This window comes from Aestuariimicrobium sp. Y1814, assembly GCF_050113895.1.
Classification (GTDB): domain Bacteria; phylum Actinomycetota; class Actinomycetes; order Propionibacteriales; family Propionibacteriaceae; genus Aestuariimicrobium.
Map to the genome: position 1 here is coordinate 143169 of NZ_JBNJRW010000002.1, position 19119 is coordinate 162287.

The window sequence follows — 19119 nt, forward strand, 5'->3', positions numbered from 1 at the left end:
CGACGTGCAGACGCAGGTTCGGGCTGCAGACGCGGGGTGGGGGGTCAGTGGGGCTGGTTCGCGCCGGGGTGGTGCACGCTGATGCCCACGCCGGAGGGGTCGTAGTGGGCCGGGGCGTTGCCGCCGAAGGTGCCCAGTGCCGAGCGGGTCTGCATCTCCAGGTAGCTGCGCTTGGCCTCGTCGGCGGCGTCGGTGGTGGCCCTGCGGGCGACCTCGGCGGCCAGTGCGGTCTCGATGCGTTCGCTGACCCACTCGGGCATCGCGACGTCAACCTCGGCGCTGAGCATGTCGCTGACCCAGTCGTGGTTCTCGCCGGTCATGGTCCTCCTCCTTGGACGTGGTCCGTGCGGATGGCACGTCTTAACATCAGGCCCAACCGGGCGCTGACAGCGGTGTGACGCGCGACCGTGCACGTCGGTTCCCAAGAACTTCCAGCCAACTCTACAGGTGGCCCTCGTCGACCAGCGCCTGGCGCCAGCGGGTCGCCTTCGGGTCGAGCACCGCCTGCGGGGCGTGCACGTCGAGCCAGCTGAACAGGGTGGAATGGCCACGCTCGAGCCGCGAGGTGGGCACCCACACCTTGCCCGCGGTGGTGACCAGCTGGAAGTCGGGGCTGCGCCCGTTGAACTGGTGGACGACCCGCTGCACCCCGGCTCCGGAGACCGACCGGGTGGCCAGCACGTTGCGCACCACCAGGGTGTCGGCCTCGGTGCGCAGCAGGGCCCGCCGGTCCATCCACACCAGCAGCGCCATGAACAGCCAGAACCCCACCCCGACCACGGCCATCGTCCAGTTGCTGCCGCCCATGAGCAGGCCGATCACGAACAGCACCACCGCCGGCAGGGCCGCCACGACCAGCTTCCAGCGGCCCGTCGACAGCGGGGGCAGCGGGCCGGCGTCGAGCAGTTCGGGGTGCGCGATGATGCGGGGCAGCGGGGTGCCGTCGTCGGTGCGTCCGCCGGGGGCGCTGGACGACCCGTCGGCGAGCACCTCGGGCCCGGCCGGGGTCGCCGCGGTCATGGGACGCGGGTGTGGGCGAGCAGCTGGGCGAGTTTGCTGCGGCCGCGTGAACAGCGGCTCTTGATCGTCCCCTCGGCGCAGCCGAGCATGTGGGCGGCCTCCTCGACCGAGTAGCCCTCCATGTCGACCAGCACCAGCGCGGCCCGCTGGTCGGGGTTGATCCGGCCCAGGGCCTCGGCCACGTCGACGCGCAGTTCGGCGTGGGCGACGATCTCGTCGAGGTCCTCGTCGCTGGCCAGGCCGAGGTCACGGTCGAGGTCTTCGGGCAGGGCATCGGTGCGGCGCACCTGGTTGCGGCGAATCCGGTCGAGGCTGGCATTGACCACGATGCGGTGCAGCCAGGTGGTGACCGCCGACTGCCCGCGGAAGCTGCCGGCGCGGCGGAAGGCGGAGATCATCGCCTCCTGCAGGGCATCGGCGGCGTCCTCGGGGTCACGCAGGGTGCGCAGGGCAACGGCCCACAGGCGGTGTCGGTGGCGGCGGAACAGCTCCGAGAAGGCCTGGTCGTCGCCGTCGACATGCAGGCGCAACAGTTCCTCGTCGGTGCGCTCGCCGAACACCCTTGCCGAGCCCGTCGTCACCTGTCGAACACCTCCATTTCGGCGATGGCGCCGCGGTAGCCGTCACCCCCGATGCTAGGCAACGAGGTCAAGTACACCAAGAGATACCGGGTCTTGGCCACCGCTGGGGGAGTGAGGGTCAGTGATTCCCCGGCGCCGTCCTGCTGCACGAGCACGGTCCAGTCCTCGACGCTTGTCATCGGCGGGTCGGCCTCGGCGTCGTCCGGGTTCTCAGTGGGAAGGAGCACCTGGACATTGGAGGGGCTGCCCTGCAACTGCAGGGTGACTCGTCCGACGTCGACGACCTGGCCGAGGTCGATGACCAGGCCGACCCCGGGCTTGAGCCCGCCCAAAGCGGGGTTGCCGATGTAGCGAAGGGTGGTCCAGGCGGTGGCCGGGTCGCCGTCGTGGGCCAGCGCGACCTGGTTGGGGTTCTCCTCGTTGTTGCCGCCGTCCGCCTCCGGGTCGAAGTCGTCGACGGTGGCGAACGGGTGCGAGACGGGCTGCCCGTCGGCCTGGGTGGCGGTGCTCGACGACGGTGGGGTGGCGGTGCCGCGACGGTTGTTGATGCCGACCGCGATCAGGCTGCCGACCAGGGTCAGGGCGACCACCGCCGCCAGGATCGTCAGCCAGTGGCGGGGTGCCGGCCGTGGGCGGGCCAGCCCACCGACCCGGGCGTCGATCGGGTCCAGCGGGGCGTTGGGCTTCTTCACGAGGGGTGGTGTGACGACTGCTGCGGGGGTGGCCGGCGCGGCGTTGGCGCTCGCGGACGAGGTGGCCGAGGCCACCTGGGGGGTGCGGCCGGTGGGTTCGGCCACCACGGGATAGCGCACCCGGTGTTCCAGGTCGGCCGATGCGTCGGCGGTGCCGAGCACCCGCGAGAGGGCCTCCTCGAGTTGGGCGGCGGTGGTGATCGGGGCGGCGCCGGTGCGCGGCACATGGCTGAGCACCTGGTCGCAGATCACGTCGAGGGCCGGCGCGACCCCGGCGCGGACCTGGCGTGGGGTGAGCCAGCCGTGGCCGTCCATCGGGGCGGCAGCCATGCCCCAGTGCAGTCGGTCGGCCTGGGAATGCGGTGCCGGCCAGCGGTTGACCAAGGTGGCGTAGAGCAGTTGGCCCAGGGCGCGGACGTCCGCTTCCTGCATGGCGGCCCACGAGTCGACGTCATGGTGCGGACGATCGGTGCCCGGGTACATCGCCTCTTCGATGAGGAAGCCGACGATCTTCACGTTGCCGGTGGCGGTCACCACGACCGTGTCGGGGTTGAGCTGCTGGTGGAACAGTCCCTTGGCGTGCATCGGCACCAGCGCGTCGGCCAGTTCGCGGACCACCCAGGCCGCCTCGGTGCCGCTGAGGGGGCCTGAGGCGAGCAGCGCCTCCAGCGACTGGCCCGGGACGTACTCGGAGACGATGCAGGCCCCCACCCCGGGGATCGCGACGTCATGGGCGTTGATGGCATCGAGCACCCGCAGGAACCGCGAGTCGGTGGCGATCGCTGATCGGCGGGCGGCATCCAGCACCAGGCTGTTCTGGTCGCGGTTGGCCTCCAGCAGGTGCAGCATCACCGGTCGGGACAGCTTCTGGTCGAAGGCCCGCCAGCTGTGGGTGTGGCCGCGGGTGATGATGCGTTCCTCGAGGCGGTAGCGATCGGTCACCACCAGGCCGACCGAGAGTTCCTCGGTGATCGGGGAGGTGTCCTCCTCGTCGTCGTCCTCGTCGTCGTCCCCCTCGTCCGTGCCGAGGTCGTCCGCGTAGCTCTCGTCGGGGTCGTCCGGGGCCTGGTCGGGGGTGCCCGGGGTGGTCGGCTCGGGGCCCAGGAGTTCGTCGTCGAGGGTCCAGGTCTGGGTCGACTCGTCGTCCACGTCGGGGCTGGTCGCGGCCGGCGGTCGTCCGTACATGTCACCGGACTGGGCCACCCGCGTGAACGCGGACGATGGCGCAGGGCTGACGGGCTCAGGGCTGGCCGGTTCGGGAAAGGTGTCGGGGGAGTCGGACCAACTGTCCCAGACCGGCGCGGTGTACTCGTCCTGGTCGAAGACCTCGTCGGGGGAGGGGGCTTCGGGGTCGCTCCACCGCGAGCGCGAGGATTGCTCCTCAAAGCCGTCGTGGTGCATCCCAGCCCCTCACCTGGTCCTGCCTGACAGACCCCAGTCTGCCCGAGTCGATGGTTCCCAGCAGCCTACTCAGGGGTGTGGACTAGAACTCGTGTCCTGGCGGGGCGTCGCCGAACTTGGTGCGCCCGAGGTCGCCGAACCGACCTCCGGGGCGGAGCTGGCCTGGTTCGCACGCTCACGCTGGACCTGCTTGATCCTGATCGCGGTGCCACCCAGCACCACCACCCCGGAGGCGATGATGATCAGCCAGCCCACCTGCCCGAAGTTGGTGGCATTGACGCTGAACCGTCGCGGGGGCCCCACGGCCAGGTTGCCCTCGGTGAGGGCCTGGGCGGTGAACCCGACCACCCCGTTGGTGCGTGCCTGCGGGGTGAATTGCACCGAGACCGACGAGTTGGCCGGCACCGTGACCACCTCGGTGTCGGGAATGTTGATGCGCTGGGCGTTGTCCGATTCCATGCGCACCTTCACCCGTACCGCCACGTTGGACGAGTTGGTGATGGTGATCGGCAGGGTGCCGCTGGAATCACCGAGGACGAAGGTGTCCGCCATCTGCAGGGTGATGCCGGCCTGCTGCAGGTTCGTCGGGATGGAGGCCATCGCCTGGTCGAGCCACTGCGCGCCCCGTTCCCCCAGCCGGGGGTTCGCCGCGCGGCTGCTGACCTGCGCCGAGGCCAGCGCACCCGCATCGGGGGAGCCGGTCAGGTCGAACCACGAGGTCATCCGGCGGTGCGCGCGGTTGATGGCCGCCCAGTCGGGTGAGGAGCCGGCCGGCAGGCGGGTGGCTGGCGGCGGCCCGGAGATGTTGGTGGCGAGCTCACCCAGTCCCGCGGTGGTGACCCAGCTGGGCAGCGCCAGGGCCGCGGCGGCATCGGGGGCGTCGCGCACCACCAGCACCGTCGGACGAGGGGTCAGCGCCAACTGGCTCAGCAGTCGTCCGCGGCGCTGCGCCACGCTGCCGCGCGGGTCGGGTCCCGGGCCACCGGCAGTCAGCGTCGGGTCGTAGGTGACCAGCGATGAGGTCTCGGTCAGCGCGTAGAGGCCGTCCAGGCTGGACGGTTCGACCCACAGGTCGGGGTCGAGCCCGGCCAGGAACTCCCGGCCCGCAGGGGTGAGGCCGGTGTCCTGCGGCCAGACCGCCAATGGCAGCTGCGCCAGTTCGTGGTTGCCCGGCAGTGCCCGCCCGGCTCGTTGGACGACCTCGATGCGGTTGGCGGAGGCGGCGGCGGCCAGGTTGGGGTTGCCGTAGGGCAGCCGGTAGACCGACCCCGCTCGGTCCGGGGCGGCGGTCAGCGCGTCGAAGCGTTGCAACCACGCGGCGGCGGCCCGCGCGCGGGGGTCTTCCGGGGTGACCGTCTCACCCTGCACCTGGTAGCCGTCGGCCATGGTGCGCAGTTCGTCGACCAGGTTCGGGTCGACCAGTACGGTGGCGGCGGGCAGCTCGGCGGCTCGCAGCAGGGTCTCAAGTCGTCCGCTCAGTTCGCCGGCGAGGTGGTCGTCGGTGAGGCTGCCGTCGAGGGTGAGGGCCGGTGCGCTGGTCAGCAGGACGACCGGCACCACCGTCGCCTGGCCCGGTGCCTGCTGCCAGGGCAGGAAGACCCGGGAGCGGCCCACCGTCTGGTTGCCGTCACCCTCGGGGATGCCGCGGACGTGGACACCCATCAGGTACACGGTGCCCGGTGACGGGTTGGTGAGCGCCAGTTCGGCCACGGTGGCCTGGACGGTGAAGCCGCGGGTCTGGCCGGGTTCGAAGGTCGGCGCCTGCTCATCGGTGAGGTTGTAGAGGTTGTGCTCGGCGGTGCCGCGGGCCCCGATCGGCACGTCCCAGGGCGAGTCGAGCAGCAGCTGGAAGTCGCCCTCGGTGTTGACCGGGTCGGTGGAGCGCCAGAACGAGACCTGCACGTGGGTCATCGGCCGGTCGCTGGTGTTGGTGACCGTGCCAGTGATGGTGACTGTGGCGTCGGCGCTCAGCGTGTCCGGGGTGACGGTGTCGAGGGTGATGGTGACCAGCCCCTCGGCGGCGTGGGCCTTCGGCGGGTCGGCCCAGGCCCCCACCAGCACCAGCATGCAGGCCAGTGCCAGCATGAGCGCACGGAAAGGGGCGGTGGTGGTCACCGTCCCATTCTTGCAGCAGTGCCGGGGCGCGGGCGGGTCACGAGGGGCGGGCGGCCCACCACTGGTCCAGCGCCTCGCGGGCGGCCTGCTCGTCGAGGGGGCCGCGTTCTATCCGGAGCTCGAGCAGGTATTTGTAGGCCTGGCCGACCACCGGGCCGGGGCCGATGCCCAGGTGTTCCATGATCTGGGTGCCGTCCAGGTCGGGGCGCAGCGCGTCGAGCTCTTCCTGCTCGGCGAGCACCTCGATGCGCTGTTCGAGGTCGTCGTAGGCGCGGCGCAGGCGGGTGGCCTTGCGCTGGTTGCGGGTGGTGCAGTCGCTGCGAGTCAGGATGTGCAGGCGTTCCAGCTGGTCGCCGGCATCGCGGACGTAGCGGCGCACCGCCGAGTCGGTCCAGCCGGTGCCGTCGGCGTCCATCACGTCGGCGTAGCCGTGGAACCGCAGGTGCAGGTCGACCAGCTTCGAGACCGCGTCGATCTCGTCCTTGCTGAAGCGCAGCGCCTTCATCCGCTTGCGGGTGAGCTTCGCGCCGACCGCGTCGTGGTGGTGGAAACTGACCCGGCCACCTTCCTCGAAGCGGCGGGTGGCGGGCTTGCCGATGTCGTGCAGCAGCGCGGCCAGTCGTCCGACCAGGTCGGGGTCGTGGCCGCGGGCCTTCTCGAGGCTGATCGACTGCTCGAGCACGGTCAGGCTGTGCTCGTAGACGTCCTTGTGGTGATGGTGCTCGTCGGTCTCCAGCCGCAGGGCCGGCAGCTCGGGCAGCACGCGCTCGGCGATGCCGCTGCTGACCAGCGCACTCAGCCCCGGTCGCGGGTTGTCGGTCAGCAGCAGCCGCGACAGTTCCTCGCGGACCCGCTCGGCGCTGATGATCTCGATGCGCTCGGCCAGGGCGGTCATCGCCGCGAAGGTGCCCGGTTCGATGCCGAACCCCAATTGGGACGAGAAGCGCGCGGCGCGCATCATCCGCAGCGGGTCGTCGCTGAAGCTGCGCTCGGGTTCGAAGGGGGTGCGCAACAGCCCGGCCCGCAGGTCGTCCAGGCCGCCATAGGGGTCGACGAACTCACCGGTGCTGGCGTTGATGGCCATCGCGTTGATGGTGAAGTCGCGCCGGATGAGGTCGTCGGTGAGCGAGTCGCCGAAGTTCACCTCGGGCTTGCGGGAGTCACCCCGGTAGTTGTCGGCGCGGTAGGTGGTGACCTCGATGACCCACTCGACGGGGTTGTCATAGGCATCGGCGGTGGTCTTCTTGCCCGCCGAGATGGTGCCGAAGTCCTTGCCGATGTCCCACACCGAGTCGGCCCAGCCGGCCAGCAGCTTCTCGGTGGTCTCCGGGTCGGCCGAGGTGGTGAAGTCGAGGTCGTGGACCAGCGTGGCCAGCAGCACGTCACGCACGGACCCGCCGACCAGGTACAGGTCGTGGCCGGCCCGGCGGTACAACGCGCCCAGCTCACCGATCACGGGGGTGGCGGTGAGCAGGTCGTCGAGGGCCCGGCGCTGGTCGCGGGTCAGTGAATCAGTGGGCGGCACGAACGACGAGTCTACCGGGGCGCCGGTGGGGTGGTGGGGCCAGCGGTGGAGTCCGCAGTGGGGAGGGCGGAGGGTGACGGGTCCTCGATGAGGCGCCTGCCCATCGAGACGACGTCGTCCACCTGGTAGCCCAGGTGTCGGTAGAAGGCGATCACCTCGCTGTTCGACGTGCGCACCTGGAGGTTGAGCTTCGGGCAGCCGACGGCCCGCAGTTCGTGCTCGACGTGTTCGACCAGGGCTCGCCCGATGCCGAGCCCGCGGGTGTCGGTGGCCGCGGCGAGGTAGTTCATCCACCCGCGATGCCCGTCGAAGCCCGCCATGACCGAACCGACCACACGATCCTGCTCGTCCACGGCGACCACGAACAGCTCTGGCTGTTGTGACAGCTTGCGGGTGATGTCGCGGTACGGATCGTTCCAAGGACGAACCAGACCCGCCGCTTGCCACAGCGCCACCACTGCGTCGGCGTCGGTACTGGTGAAGGGCCGGATGCGGACGGAACTCATCGCCCCATCGTAGGGTCCGGTGCTGATGGTCAGGCGTGGGGCGCCTCGGTGGATTCCCCGTGGCTGGGGCCCTCATCGTCGGTGTTCTCGGAGTCGGTGTTGTTGTCGCCGGTCTCGGTGTCCGGGTCATCGGTGCGGGTCAGCTCGCCGAGGTGGTTGCCCTCGGCATCGGAGACCACGATCTTTCGGGGTGCAGCCGCACCTGGTCGGCGCGCTTGAGCCAGTCGTCGACGCCCTCGCAGAACATCATCGTGGAGGCCATCTGGCTGAGGGTGACGATGTCGATGTCGTCCTCGTCGAAGGCCCAACGGCCCATCAGCCGGTTGCAGCCGTCGGAGCCGGTGACTCGGCCGTCGGTGCCGAAGCGAAGGTGGGGCGGGCGTGGTTCCGGGGAGCCCCACACGTGGGTGGTCAGAAGAACGTCGTTGTCCATGGCTGCATCGTTGGGCAGCGGGGTGGTGGCGGTGGTGAAGGGGTGGGTCGTGGGGTTCGTGGTGTGCCGCCTTCACCCGTGTGCCGCCTTCACCCGTGTGCCGCCTTCACTGGGTGTGCCGGCTTCACTGGGTGTGCCGGGCTTCACTGGGTGCGCTGCTGCGTGTGTTGGTGCCGCGCCCCCCTTCCATCCGGCGCGCCCCTCTTCCGTCCGCGCCGCACCCCGTTCCATCCGTCGCGCCCCTCGTCGGTGCACGCCGCCCCTCGTAAACCCGGGCCGGAGAGGGGCGGCGTGCCACGAGCAGGGGCGCCATGGACGAGAGGGGGTGCGGGATGCACCGAACAGGGGCGTGGCGCCAGCCGGAGCGGTGGAATGCCAGCCGGTTGATGCCTTGGTCGGCGGCTGATGAGCGGGCTGTCGGCCGGCTGTGAACAGGAGCTGTCGCGGTGTGGGCCTACTGTGTGCGCATGGCCGAGATTGCTGAGGACGACGCTGTTCCTGGTGGGCTGGCGGCTGCCGCTCACGTGGTGGTCGGTGAGGACGGGCTGGTCCGCTGCAGTTGGGCGGCCGACGACGCCGACTACCGGCGCTACCACGACGAGGAATGGGGCGTCCCCCTGCACGGGGACCGGGCGCTGTTCGAGAAGATCGCCCTGGAGGGGTTCCAGGCCGGCCTGTCGTGGATCACGATCCTGCGCAAGCGCCCACGCTTCCGCGAGGTCTTCGCCGGTTTCGACCCTGCCTTGGTCGCCAGGTTCACCCCGGACGACGTGAGCCGATTGATGGACGACCCCGGCATCATCCGCAACCGGGCCAAGATCGAGGCCACCATCGGCAACGCCCGCGTCGTGGTCGGGCTCGCCCCTGGTGAACTGGACGAGCTGCTCTGGTCGTTCGCCCCGACCAGCTGGGCTCGTCCGAGCGCCTGGGCTGAGGTCCAGGCAGTGACCCCGGAGTCGACCGCGATGAGCAAGGCCCTGAAGAAGCGGGGCCTGCGGTTCGTCGGTCCGACGACCATGTTCGCGCTGATGCAGTCGACCGGCATGGTGGACGACCATTTCGCCGGTTGCTGGCGCGCGGGGTGACCTGGGTCACGGGGGCCGCACTGAGGGCTCACCGGCCGACGAACCACGCACCAAGGCCCCGGGACGAGGTCCCGGGGCCCTGGCGGATGACTCAGGCCATCAACAGATGGGTCCGCGTGCCGGTCAGGATCTGGCGCGCCGGCCCCCAGGAACCCTGCTGATTCGGATAGGTGAACACCACGCCGTCGGCGCGCTGACCGACCAGGTCGCGCAACCGGTCGCCGGAGAGGTCGCCAGCGGTGAAGGCGCGGGTGAAGTTGCCCCACCCATGGCCGACCTGCTTGCCGGCACCGATCCGTCCCTGCGGAGTTCCCAGGTAGGACCACAGGGTGCCGTCCTTGCGGATCGCCAGGATGTCGGAACGCCCGTCACCATTGAAGTCACCCACGGACAGGATCTGCTTCATCCCGTTCCAGTGCTGGCCGATCTCGGTGATGCCGGTCAGCCCGTTCTGGGTCAGCGTGTAGCGGAACAGCTTCCCGTCCGCGGCGCGTCGGGCCACCACGTACTGGGTCGACCCACCGTCCAGGTTGCCGACCGGGACGATCTGGTCCATGCCGCCCCAGTTCTTGCCGATCTGCTTGAACCCGGTCACGTTTCCGCCGCCCAGGCCGCGGTAGGCCCACAGCGACTGGTCGTTGCCACGACGGGCGAGCAGGTCGGAGCGCTTGTCGCCGTCGATGTCATCCAGCTGGGTCAGGTAGGTCATCGAGCCCCACCCGGTGCCGCGGACGCCGACGTGGACCGCCGCCCCGGTGGTCGAGCCCTGGTAGAACTGCAGCCTGCCGGCGGAGTCGATGGCGAACAGGTCACCGATCCCGTCGCCGGTGTGGTCCCCGAAGACCCCAGAGGCCCCGATCGCCCCGACTGCCTTCTGGCTGATGGTGCCGCTGTAGCCATTGGGGCTGGTGAAGCTGAGCTGGTAGCTGCCGGGAGCCTGGTAGGTGATCATGCCCCCGCTGACGGTGCTGCCTGCCACCGCGGTGATGGTGACCGGTTGACCACGGTGGTCACGGATGTAGGGGGCGTAGGGGTAGCCCAGCTGCACGTCCGGGCCCATCAGCCGCTGACCCGGGGCCTCGACGACCGAGGGCGGCAGGAAGGCCAGGGTGGACAGGTCTGCCAGCCGATTGCTGCCCAGGCCGAGGTACTCCAGCTGGGTCAGGGTCGGGGGCACGGTGATGCTGGTGAGGTCGTTCCACGTGAGGTCCACGTACCCCAACTCAGTGAGCGTGTTGGGCAGCGCCAGACTGGTGAGCAGGTTGTCATAGGCCTCCAGGGCGCCCAGCTGGGTGGCGCCGGCAGGGATCGTGAGGCTGGTCAGCTGGTTCACCGACACCTCAAGGACGACCAGTTCGCTCAGCGTGGACGGCACTGTGAAGCTGGTGAGCCGGTTGAAGCCCAGCTGCAGGAACATGAGCTGGGTCAACGTGGCCGGCACGTTGAAGCTGGTGAGCTCATTGTGGCTGGCGTCCAGGCCCATCAGCCCGGTCAGGGTCGACGGCACGCTCAGGCTGGTCATGGCGTTCCCGGGCAGGGACAACCATTCGAGCGCAGTCAGTGACGCCGGCACCGAGACGGCACCGAGGTTCTGGTCCGAGATGTAGAGGTCGACGGTGTTGACCAGGTACTCCCAGCCGGTCAGGGAGGTGATCGTCCCGGGTGTGCTGCATTCCAGGTAGACGATGCCGGCGAGCTGTCCCTGGTTGATGGGGCTGGACGCGGGAACGCCGAGTTCGGCGGCGAGGCAGGCCTTGAACCCGGCATCGGGGATGGTGACCACCGCGGCCGGGTTGGCAGGAAGGGTGCGGTTGTCGGCGTGGGCGGTGGTGGGCGTGATCGCCAGTGCGGCGATGAGGGCCAAAACGAGCACGAACCCAAGTCGTGAACGCATGTGCGTGGCCTTTCTGGAGTGCAGTCAGGTGCACCCTCGCCCGGCCAGTGCCCGGAGGACGGAGTCGCCGTCCTGCGGACGAGATGAGGTCATCGTCGACCTCGTGCGTGAGGCTATCGCCGCCCCACCCCCCTCCACAAGGGAGAGCCCCCCTTCTGAACCGGTGATCTTCCTCACCGGGCAAGGGCGCACTCCCCGGGTACGACCGCGGTCCCTGATTGCTGTCCTACCCGGGGTGGTGCCGGCCAACGTGTAGGAGCAGGGGACCCCCGCTGGGTAACCTTGACCAAGGCCCACGCACCCATGCGGGCCACGACCGAGGGGGCCGTTGGTGGAGTGGTGGCACAGCCTGAAGCGACTGTGGCGACACCCGAAGTTCCGCAAGTTCATGGCGGTGCGGGTCACCACCCAGGCGGCCGACGGCACCTTGCAGGTCGGCATGGCCAGCTACGTGCTGTTCTCACCCCAGCAGCAACCCAACGCCTGGGCCATCGCCATGGTGCTCGCCATCACCCTGCTGCCGTTCTCGGTGATCGGGCCGTTCGTCTCGGTGGTGCTCGACCGGTGGCCCCGGCAACGGGTGCTGGCGGTCACTGACGCCGTCCGCGGACTGATCGCCCTCGCCCTGGCCGCCTTGGTGCTCACCGGCGACCGATCACCGGGCATCCAGTTGTCGATGATGCTGTTGCTGCTGGTGGCGATGAGCCTCAACCGGTTCCTGATGGCCGCGCTCACCGCCGGCCTGCCCTACACCATTGACAAGGGCGAATACCTCACCGCGAGCTCGGTGATGCCGATGATCGGCCCCGCGGGGGTGCTGATCGGCGGCGCGATCGTGGGCGGGCTGCGGCTCGGCCTGACCCCGCACTGGCTCGAGGCGCACCAGGCGGACGCACTGGTCTTCGTGGTCGCCTTCGTCCTGTTCCTGGCGGCGGTGGCGCTGGCGATGCGGTTCGGCAGGGACGAGCTGGGCCCCGAACCGGTGGACCACCGGGTCACCGCCCGCGAGGTCGCCTCCGGACTGAAGGAGGGACTGGTCCACCTCAACGAGCAGGGCCCCTCGGCGCTCGGACTGCTGATGATCTTCCTGCAGCGCCTCGCGTTCGGCCTGATGAGCGTCGGCGTGATCCTGGGTTACCGCAACTACTTCCACGAGGTGCAGGACGCCAACGCTGCGCTGGCCGACCTCGCCGTGTGGGGCGGCTTCACCGGGGTCGGGTTCGTCCTGTCGGCGGCCCTGGTCCCGCCGCTGGCCCACAAGATCGGGGTGCGCCGCACCATCTTCGTGCTGCTGATCACCTCGGGCATCGCCCAGATCATTCCCGGCTCGATCTTCCACCGGGTGCCGCTGCTGGTCGCCGGTTTCCTGCTCGGGTTGTTCGCCCAGTCGGTCAAGGTCTGCATCGACACCGTCGTGCAGGCCCACGTCGCCGACCAGTACAAGGGCCGCGTGTTCGTCATCTACGACATGCTGTTCAACGCCGCCCTGGTTGCCTCGGCCTTCCTGGCCGTGTGGATCCTGCCGCCGACCGGCTTCGACACGGTGGTCTTCGTGGGCATGGGTGTGTTCTACATCCTGATGGCCCTGCTGTTCTGGTGGCGTTCGGCCCGCTACGGCGACGAGGGGTTCAACCGGGGTACCCACATCGGTGCCCACCCGGAGGTTTCGGTCGCCCTCGACCCGGTGGTGCACGGCGGCCAGCTCGCCGCCGACCTGATCGAGGCCGAGCCGGGCGAACAATCAGGGCAGCGGCGCAGCGACGCCTGAACAGGTCGGCAAGAATGGGGGCACCACCCCACGAAGGGATCGATCCCATGGCCCAACTCCTGGTCGTCCGCGCCCACCCGCTCGACTCGTCCTCGTCTCGCTCGATGCAGCTGACCGACGCCTTCGTCACCGCCTACACCGAGGCTCACCCGGACGACCGCGTCGAGCAGTTGCACCTCTACGACGTGGCGGTCCCCGAGATCGACCTCGACCTGCTCAACGGGTGGAAGAAGTTGGCCGCCGGAGAGCCGTTCGTCCACCTGCACCCCAGCGAGCAGGCCAAGCTGACCATCTTCGACCAGCTCGGTGACCAGTTCATGGGCGCCGACAAGTTCGTGGTGGCCAACCCGCTGTGGAACCTGTCGGTCCCCACCCGGCTGAAGGCGTGGATCGACACCGTCTGCCGGGCAGGGCGCACCTTCCGCTACACCTCGGACGGCCGGGCCGAGGGCCTGGTGAAGGGCAAGCGGGGCCTGCACCTGCAGACCAACGGCGGCTTCTTCGGCGGCGCCGACCCCGCCTCGGACTACCTGCGCCGGGTCTTCGGGTTCATCGGGGTCAGCGACTACCAGTCGATGTACGCCGAAGGCATGGACCACGACCCGGACAATGCGGCGGCGATCATGGCCGAGGCGATCGACCGGGTCACCGAGTTCGCCCGCACCTTCTAGCCGGCCACCGCCATGAGCACCCCGGCCGACGAGCCGCGCGACACCGATCCCCCCGCTGATCCCCAGGATGCGGGCAGCCGGCGTCGTCGCGATGCCGAGCTGCGCGACCAGCTGAGCCGCAGCAGCGCACTGAACGAGTCTGCCCGCGCCCAGGTACTTGTGGACGACTTCGTGGCGCAGGCCGTGGCCAAGGGCATCCTCACCGAACGGTTGGTCGCGCGCCTGATGGACGGCCGTGAGGTCCGGACCGACAAGCGGGGCTGGTACATCCGTGCCAACCGGTCGGTCGCCGTCGGTGAGGACGGCAGCTACTACGTGCTGACCGTGCCCGGGGGGTGGCGCGAACGCCTGCGCGGTGTGCGGCTGGAGGCCAGCCCACCCCCGTTGGTGGTGGGCCGCGGCGCCCGCGACGGGGACTCCGGTGACCTGTCCACCTTCCTGGCCTGGCGACTCGCGCAAGGTTGACCCACGCTGGTTGGCCCCGCTGGTTGACCGACGCGGTTGACCCAGGCAGGCGTGGCGCATACTGCCTGACAGCCGGCTCGTCCGCCCCTTCTTCAAGGGGACGCAGCGGCGTAGCGTGAGGTGATGGACATCGATCCGGTCGAGTCGAACCCCGACCTGTACCACGTGGTCTTTGAGAACGAACGAGTGCGCGTGCTGGAGTACCGCGACACCCCCGGGACCGTGAGCCGGCCCCACCACCACCCCGACAGCGTGATGGTGACCCTGAGCAGCTTCGACCGGAGGCTCGTCTCCGGGGAGCGCCACGTCGAGGTGTCGCTCGGCGCCGGCACCCCGGTGTGGCTGCCGGCGCAGACCCATCACGGGGAGAACATCGGCACCACCCCCACGCACGTGATGTTGGTCGAACTGAAGGAACCAGCCCCCCGTTCGGCGGGGCAGCCTGCAGGCGGGGCCGCGGACACGGGGCAGCCGTTGGGCCCTGAGGTGGGAGTCGAAGACTGAGAAAGTCCCAGAAAATGCACCAAGGGGCTGCTGGTCACCCCCAGCAACCCCCCGGGCGAATACGGAGATCCACGCGGGATCGCCTCGTTGCGACTGGCCCGGTGCTCTGTTGAAGACAGTATCAGGGATTTTTTAGACTCTGCGAAACTCGGACAAGTGTGATCATTCCGTAACAAGATCATGGCCGGCTCATTGTGTGCAGAGCTCCCGCTGGTGTTCCCGCAGGGTGCGCAGCGCTCGGCTGCAGCGGTAGCGCACCTGGTCTGGGTTGACCCCGAGCCGGGCGGCTGCTTCCCGGCTGGACAGCCCACCGAGATAGACCGCATCGAGCACCTGATGGGTGCGCTCGTCGATGAGTTGCAGGTGCCTGGCCTCGTCCAGCGCCGCGCGGGCCTCAGCGCGTTCGGGTCGTCCGGTGGGTGAGGGGCGTGTGGGCAGGTCCCACAGGTCCGGGTCGGGATGGCTGATCGTCCGTTCGTCCCACCGGCTGACCCGGTCACGGGTGACCTGCTTGAGGCAGTCGAGCACCAGGTTGGTGAGCACCTTGTGGTTCCGTGCCGGGTTGAACCCGCTGATCACGAACCAGGCCGCCGACACGAACTGGGCCAACGTGGTCTGTTGGCTGGCCCGCGCCATCGCCGCCAGGCGGAAGGCCATTGCCGACAGCACGCGTTCGCCCGCCTCTTCGTCGCCGCCCTGGGCCATGGTCACAAGGACGACCAGGGCGGCGTCGTCGGTGACGGTGGCCCGGTCGGGTCGGGTGAGTCGGGTCAGCAGCAGGCGGTCATCGCGGGTGAGGGGCATGACCCCAGTCCACGCGGTGCCCGTTGTCGTAGGTGTTGCCCGACCGGGTGCAGGTGTTGTCCGGACGCCCGAAGTGTTGTCCGTGTGCAGTTCCACCCCCGGGTGACCGCGGGACGGGGTGGTCAGCCCCGTGGCGCCCAGCCCCCTCGTCCGACCCCAAAGACGCGGATGCGCCAGTTTCCTCCCCGTTCCATCACTGGTGGTGGTGGGACGAGGTAGAAACTGGCGCATCCGCGGTGGTTTACTCGGTGGCCAGGGCCTCGGTGGGGCTGGCCATGGCTGCCCGACGACCCGGCAGAATCGAGGCCAGGGCCGCGAACCCGACGGCCACCGCCAGCAGGATCAGCGTCTGCCACAGGTTGATGTCGAACTTCAACTCCGAGACGGGGATGCCGACAGTCCGGAACGCACCGCGAATGCCCATCCAGGCCAGGAAGCTGCCACCGATCAGGCCAACGACCGTGCCAACCACGGCCAGCAGCACCGCCTCGATCAGCAACATGATCCGCAGCGAACCGCGCTTCATGCCGAGCGCCCGCAACAGCGCCGACTCCCTCGTCCGTTCGATCACCGACAGGCCCAGGGTGTTTGCCACACCCACCAGCGCGATCGTGACCGCGACGGCGAGCAGGGCCGTGACCACCAGCAGGATGACGTCGAGCACCGTGTTGATCAGGTCGGCGATCATCGCGCCACCGCCGAGCCCGAAACTACCCGTGGCCAGCACCGGGGTCAGCGCCGACATCATGCCGGCCATCTCACCGCGGTCGACGACCTTGATCCAGTAGCCGTAGACCTGCGGGCTGTCGACCAGCTTCTCCATGGTCGACTCCGAGACCATCAGGTTGCCGAAGCCGACGTCGTTGAACGTCCGGATCGTCAGCGTGACCGACTCGCCCGAGGTCGTGGTGAGCGTGACGGTGGAGCCGTCCGGGAAGTCGCCGCCGGTGTAGGCCACGTCGTCCGGGATCGGGGTCGGCATCAACGGGGTCACCTTGGACAGGTCGGGGCTTGCCAGCAGGAGGACGCTGCCGGTGTCGGTCTCGATCAACCCGCCGCGCAGTTCAGCCAGCTGGTCGACGTTGTCCAGGTTCTTGACCAGGTCCTGGTCAGCAGTGGTCAGCGGCTGGCCGTAGCTCTGGACCGTCAGGTCCACCGGGTACTGCTCCTCGATCTCGCTGACCAGAGTGGTGCGAATCGTGGCGGTGCCCACCTGCATGGTGACGATCAGGCCCATGGCCAGCATCAGCGCCACGGCGGTGGCCGCAGCGCGCTGCGGGTTGCGGGCCGAGTTCATCACGGCCAGGCGTGCCGTCGGGCCGCGCCACGACACCAACCGGCCCAGCAGCCGCAGCAGGGTCGGCACGTACAGTGGGGCACCGAACAGCACGGCGATGACCAGGAAGAAGGTCGCCCCCAGTGCCCACCACAGGGCCGGGTCCTCGGGGCCGAAGAACGACATCAGGGCCATCGCTACACCGATCGCGGCGAACACCAGGATCACCACGGTGCGGATGCGCGAGATCCGCTTCTCGGCATCGGCATTCAGCACCGGCTGCAGCGCTTCCAGGGGGGAGACCCGGGTGGTCTTCATCACCGGGATGAACGCTGCGGCCACGGTGATCACCACACCGATCACGAACGAGAGCAGCAACCACAGCCAGGGGAACGAGATGCCGAACTGCAGCGACCCGGTCCAGGCCGACCCGGCGGCGGCGATCACGTAGCCGAGCAGGATGCCACCCAGCGAACCCAGCGCGCCGAGCACCACGGCCTCGGCCAGGAACTTGCGCTGCACCTGCCCGCTGGAGGCACCAACGGCCCGCAGCAGGCCGATCTGGCGGCGGCGCTGGGTGACCAGGATGGTGAACGTGTTGGCGATGATGATCATGCCGACCAGCACCGCGATGAACTGGAACACCCCGAACAGGTAACGGAACACATCGATGCCGGTGGCCAGGTCCTTCACGAAGGCATCCTGGGCATCCTGGGCGGTCAGCACGTCGAAGCCGGGCAGGGCGGACTTCGCGGCAGCAATCACCGCGTCGGCGTCGGCGCCGTCCTCGAGGTTGATGTTGTAGCCCTGCGGGGTCTCCTCCGGGCCGGCGAACCGCTGGGCGCCGATGTAGGAGTAGACGTTCAGCCGCGTGGTGGGGTCGTCGGAGATGCCGACCACCTTGACGTCCTGTTCGTCCATCGTGAGGGTGTCGCCGACGCTGACCCCGAACCGGTCGGCGACCTGCTTGGTCAGGGTGACCTCATCGGCCTTCTGCGCCCAGGTGCCGTCCTCGAGGCCCGCCCAGCGGAAGCCATCGGCGGGCACGTTCAGCAGCGTGATCAGCTGCGGGTTGGAACCGTCCTTGCTGAACAGGCCGGTGGTGAAGAAGGTCGGGTCGACGTCCTGCACGCCGTCGACGGCGCGCAGCTTGGCGATCGTTTCGTCGGCGGGCAGGGGTTCCTGCTCCTGGGTCCAGTCGGGGGTGGCGACGATGTCGGTCGCCGAGTACTGGATCGACCCCTGCTTGCCGATCGCGGACTGTTCAGTGCCCAGGAAGACGGCGCCGCCGGCGATGAACGCGACGCTGATGGCGATCGCGATCAGGGTCGCGACGACACGACCTGGGTGGTAGCGGACTTCCCGCCAGGCTTCGGCAAGCATCAGGCCTCCAGTCGGGCCAGGGCGGCGTTGACCGAATCGACGGTCGGGTTGGTGATGTCGTCGACGATGTTGCCGTCGACCAGCACCAGGCCACGGTCTGCGTAGGCGGCGGCCTTCGGGTCGTGGGTGACCATGATGATCGTCTGGCCCAGCTGGCGCACCGACCGCTGCAGGTACTCCAGCAGCTGGGTGCCGGTCTTGGTGTCGAGGGCACCGGTCGGTTCGTCGGCGAAGATCACATCCGGACGAGTGATCATGGCGCGGGCAATCGCCACGCGCTGCTGCTGGCCACCCGACAGCTCGGAGGGGCGGTGGCTGAGTCGCTCAGCGAGCCCGAGGGAGTCGACGATCTGGTTGAAGAACTGTTCGTCCACCTTCTTGCCGGCCAGGTCGAGCGGCAGCACGATGTTCTGGCGGGCGGTCAGGGTGGGCAGCAGGTTGAACGCCTGGAACACGAATCCCACCTTGTCGCGGCGGGTTTCAGTGAGCTTCCAGTCGGGCAGGGTGTTCAGTTCGAGCCCGGCCAGGAAGACGCGACCGGCGGTGATCCGGTCGAGGCCGGCCAGGGTGTGCATGAGGGTCGACTTGCCCGAACCCGAGGGGCCCATGATGGCGGTGAAGGACCCGCGCTGGAAGCGCACGTTGACGCGATCGAGGGCCACCACCTGCGCGGTGCCCGAGCCGTAGACCTTGACCAGGTCGATTGCTTCGGCGACAGGCGGTTCACCGGCGGGGGTGCCGGGTCCTTGGGGGTGCTGACCCTGTTGGGGGAGGATGGGCGCTTGGGTCACGGGACGGCCTTTCTCGCAGGTGCTTGCTCGCTGGTGCGCGCAAATTGGCGGGTTACGGGCCTCAGCCTACGGATGCACCGGGGCAGGGTGCGTCAGCCGGATGGCTGAACCTGCCCCGGCAGCCTCGTCCATCGGTCTGATCTTCTCCGCCGTTCGGGGGAGGGGTAGCCCCTGTCTGCAGCTCCGAGCCCTTCTCTGCAGCCCG

At 69.3% G+C, this 19119-nt stretch carries 18 protein-coding genes; 5 read left to right on the top strand and 13 right to left on the bottom strand.

Annotated features, from left to right (window positions below):
* Nucleotides 1-44: 44 nt before the first annotated feature.
* The 9 genes from ACQE3C_RS02975 to ACQE3C_RS03015 form a co-directional block, all read right to left on the bottom strand.
* Nucleotides 45-320 carry a hypothetical protein gene (locus ACQE3C_RS02975; RefSeq protein WP_434537710.1) on the bottom strand — a complete coding sequence of 92 codons (276 nt, stop codon included), beginning with the start codon at nt 318-320 and terminating at the stop codon, nt 45-47.
* Between the two features lie 121 nt (nt 321-441).
* Nucleotides 442-1020 carry a hypothetical protein gene (locus ACQE3C_RS02980; protein WP_434537711.1) on the bottom strand — a complete coding sequence of 193 codons (579 nt, stop codon included), beginning with the start codon at nt 1018-1020 and terminating at the stop codon, nt 442-444.
* On the bottom strand, nt 1017-1601 hold the full coding sequence (sigM, locus tag ACQE3C_RS02985) for an RNA polymerase sigma factor SigM (RefSeq protein ID WP_434537712.1): 585 nt from the start codon (nt 1599-1601) through the stop codon (nt 1017-1019). Before sigM ends, ACQE3C_RS02980 begins: the two co-directional genes overlap by 4 nt.
* Nucleotides 1598-3694: a protein kinase family protein gene (locus ACQE3C_RS02990; protein ID WP_434537713.1), complete on the bottom strand. Its 2097-nt coding sequence runs from the start codon at nt 3692-3694 to the stop codon at nt 1598-1600. Before ACQE3C_RS02990 ends, sigM begins: the two co-directional genes overlap by 4 nt.
* Before the next feature lie 69 nt (nt 3695-3763).
* The gene (locus ACQE3C_RS02995) at nt 3764-5809 is read right to left on the bottom strand and encodes a DUF6049 family protein (RefSeq protein WP_434537714.1); all 2046 of its coding nucleotides are present in this window, start codon (nt 5807-5809) and stop codon (nt 3764-3766) included.
* Nucleotides 5810-5846: 37 nt separating this feature from the next.
* A complete protein-coding gene (locus ACQE3C_RS03000; RefSeq protein ID WP_434537715.1) occupies nt 5847-7334 on the bottom strand; it encodes a CCA tRNA nucleotidyltransferase in 1488 nt (495 codons plus the stop codon).
* An 11-nt stretch (nt 7335-7345) separates the two neighbouring features.
* Nucleotides 7346-7840, bottom strand: coding sequence for a GNAT family acetyltransferase (locus ACQE3C_RS03005; protein ID WP_434537716.1), 495 nt, complete (start codon nt 7838-7840; stop codon nt 7346-7348).
* Nucleotides 7841-7869: 29 nt separating this feature from the next.
* Nucleotides 7870-8019, bottom strand: a complete 150-nt coding sequence (locus tag ACQE3C_RS03010; RefSeq protein ID WP_434537717.1) for a hypothetical protein — start codon at nt 8017-8019, stop codon at nt 7870-7872.
* Nucleotides 7980-8273 (bottom strand): META domain-containing protein, encoded by a 294-nt coding sequence (locus tag ACQE3C_RS03015; RefSeq protein ID WP_434537718.1) that lies wholly within the window; start codon nt 8271-8273, stop codon nt 7980-7982. Before ACQE3C_RS03015 ends, ACQE3C_RS03010 begins: the two co-directional genes overlap by 40 nt.
* 467 nt (nt 8274-8740) lie before the next feature.
* Between ACQE3C_RS03015 and ACQE3C_RS03020 the strand changes: the two genes are divergently transcribed.
* A complete protein-coding gene (locus ACQE3C_RS03020; RefSeq protein WP_434537719.1) occupies nt 8741-9358 on the top strand; it encodes a DNA-3-methyladenine glycosylase I in 618 nt (205 codons plus the stop codon).
* 91 nt (nt 9359-9449) lie between these two features.
* Here ACQE3C_RS03020 and ACQE3C_RS03025 read toward each other — a convergent pair whose 3' ends face one another.
* Entirely contained in the window at nt 9450-11252 is a 1803-nt protein-coding gene (locus ACQE3C_RS03025) for an FG-GAP-like repeat-containing protein (RefSeq protein ID WP_434537720.1), read from the bottom strand.
* A 388-nt stretch (nt 11253-11640) separates the two neighbouring features.
* Here ACQE3C_RS03025 and ACQE3C_RS03030 point away from each other — a divergent pair, with 388 nt between their 5' ends.
* From ACQE3C_RS03030 to ACQE3C_RS03045, 4 genes are all read left to right on the top strand, one after another.
* Nucleotides 11641-13020 carry an MFS transporter gene (locus ACQE3C_RS03030; protein WP_434537938.1) on the top strand — a complete coding sequence of 460 codons (1380 nt, stop codon included), beginning with the start codon at nt 11641-11643 and terminating at the stop codon, nt 13018-13020.
* 47 nt (nt 13021-13067) lie between these two features.
* Entirely contained in the window at nt 13068-13691 is a 624-nt protein-coding gene (locus ACQE3C_RS03035) for an FMN-dependent NADH-azoreductase (RefSeq protein ID WP_434537721.1), read from the top strand.
* Nucleotides 13692-13703: 12 nt separating this feature from the next.
* Nucleotides 13704-14156 (top strand): hypothetical protein, encoded by a 453-nt coding sequence (locus ACQE3C_RS03040; RefSeq protein WP_434537722.1) that lies wholly within the window; start codon nt 13704-13706, stop codon nt 14154-14156.
* 123 nt (nt 14157-14279) lie between these two features.
* On the top strand, nt 14280-14660 hold the full coding sequence (locus ACQE3C_RS03045; RefSeq protein WP_434537723.1) for a hypothetical protein: 381 nt from the start codon (nt 14280-14282) through the stop codon (nt 14658-14660).
* Nucleotides 14661-14849: 189 nt separating this feature from the next.
* On the opposite strand, the gene ACQE3C_RS03050 is transcribed toward ACQE3C_RS03045, so the two are convergent.
* The 3 genes from ACQE3C_RS03050 to ACQE3C_RS03060 all read right to left on the bottom strand — a co-directional run bounded on the left by ACQE3C_RS03050 (nt 14850) and on the right by ACQE3C_RS03060 (nt 18914).
* Nucleotides 14850-15464 carry an RNA polymerase sigma factor gene (locus ACQE3C_RS03050; protein ID WP_434537724.1) on the bottom strand — a complete coding sequence of 205 codons (615 nt, stop codon included), beginning with the start codon at nt 15462-15464 and terminating at the stop codon, nt 14850-14852.
* Nucleotides 15465-15705: 241 nt separating this feature from the next.
* A complete protein-coding gene (locus ACQE3C_RS03055) occupies nt 15706-18123 on the bottom strand; it encodes an ABC transporter permease (RefSeq protein ID WP_434537725.1) in 2418 nt (805 codons plus the stop codon).
* Nucleotides 18123-18914, bottom strand: a complete 792-nt coding sequence (locus tag ACQE3C_RS03060) for an ABC transporter ATP-binding protein (RefSeq protein WP_434537726.1) — start codon at nt 18912-18914, stop codon at nt 18123-18125. The genes ACQE3C_RS03055 and ACQE3C_RS03060 overlap by 1 nt, the downstream gene beginning before the upstream one ends.
* Between the last annotated feature and the right edge of the window lie 205 nt (nt 18915-19119).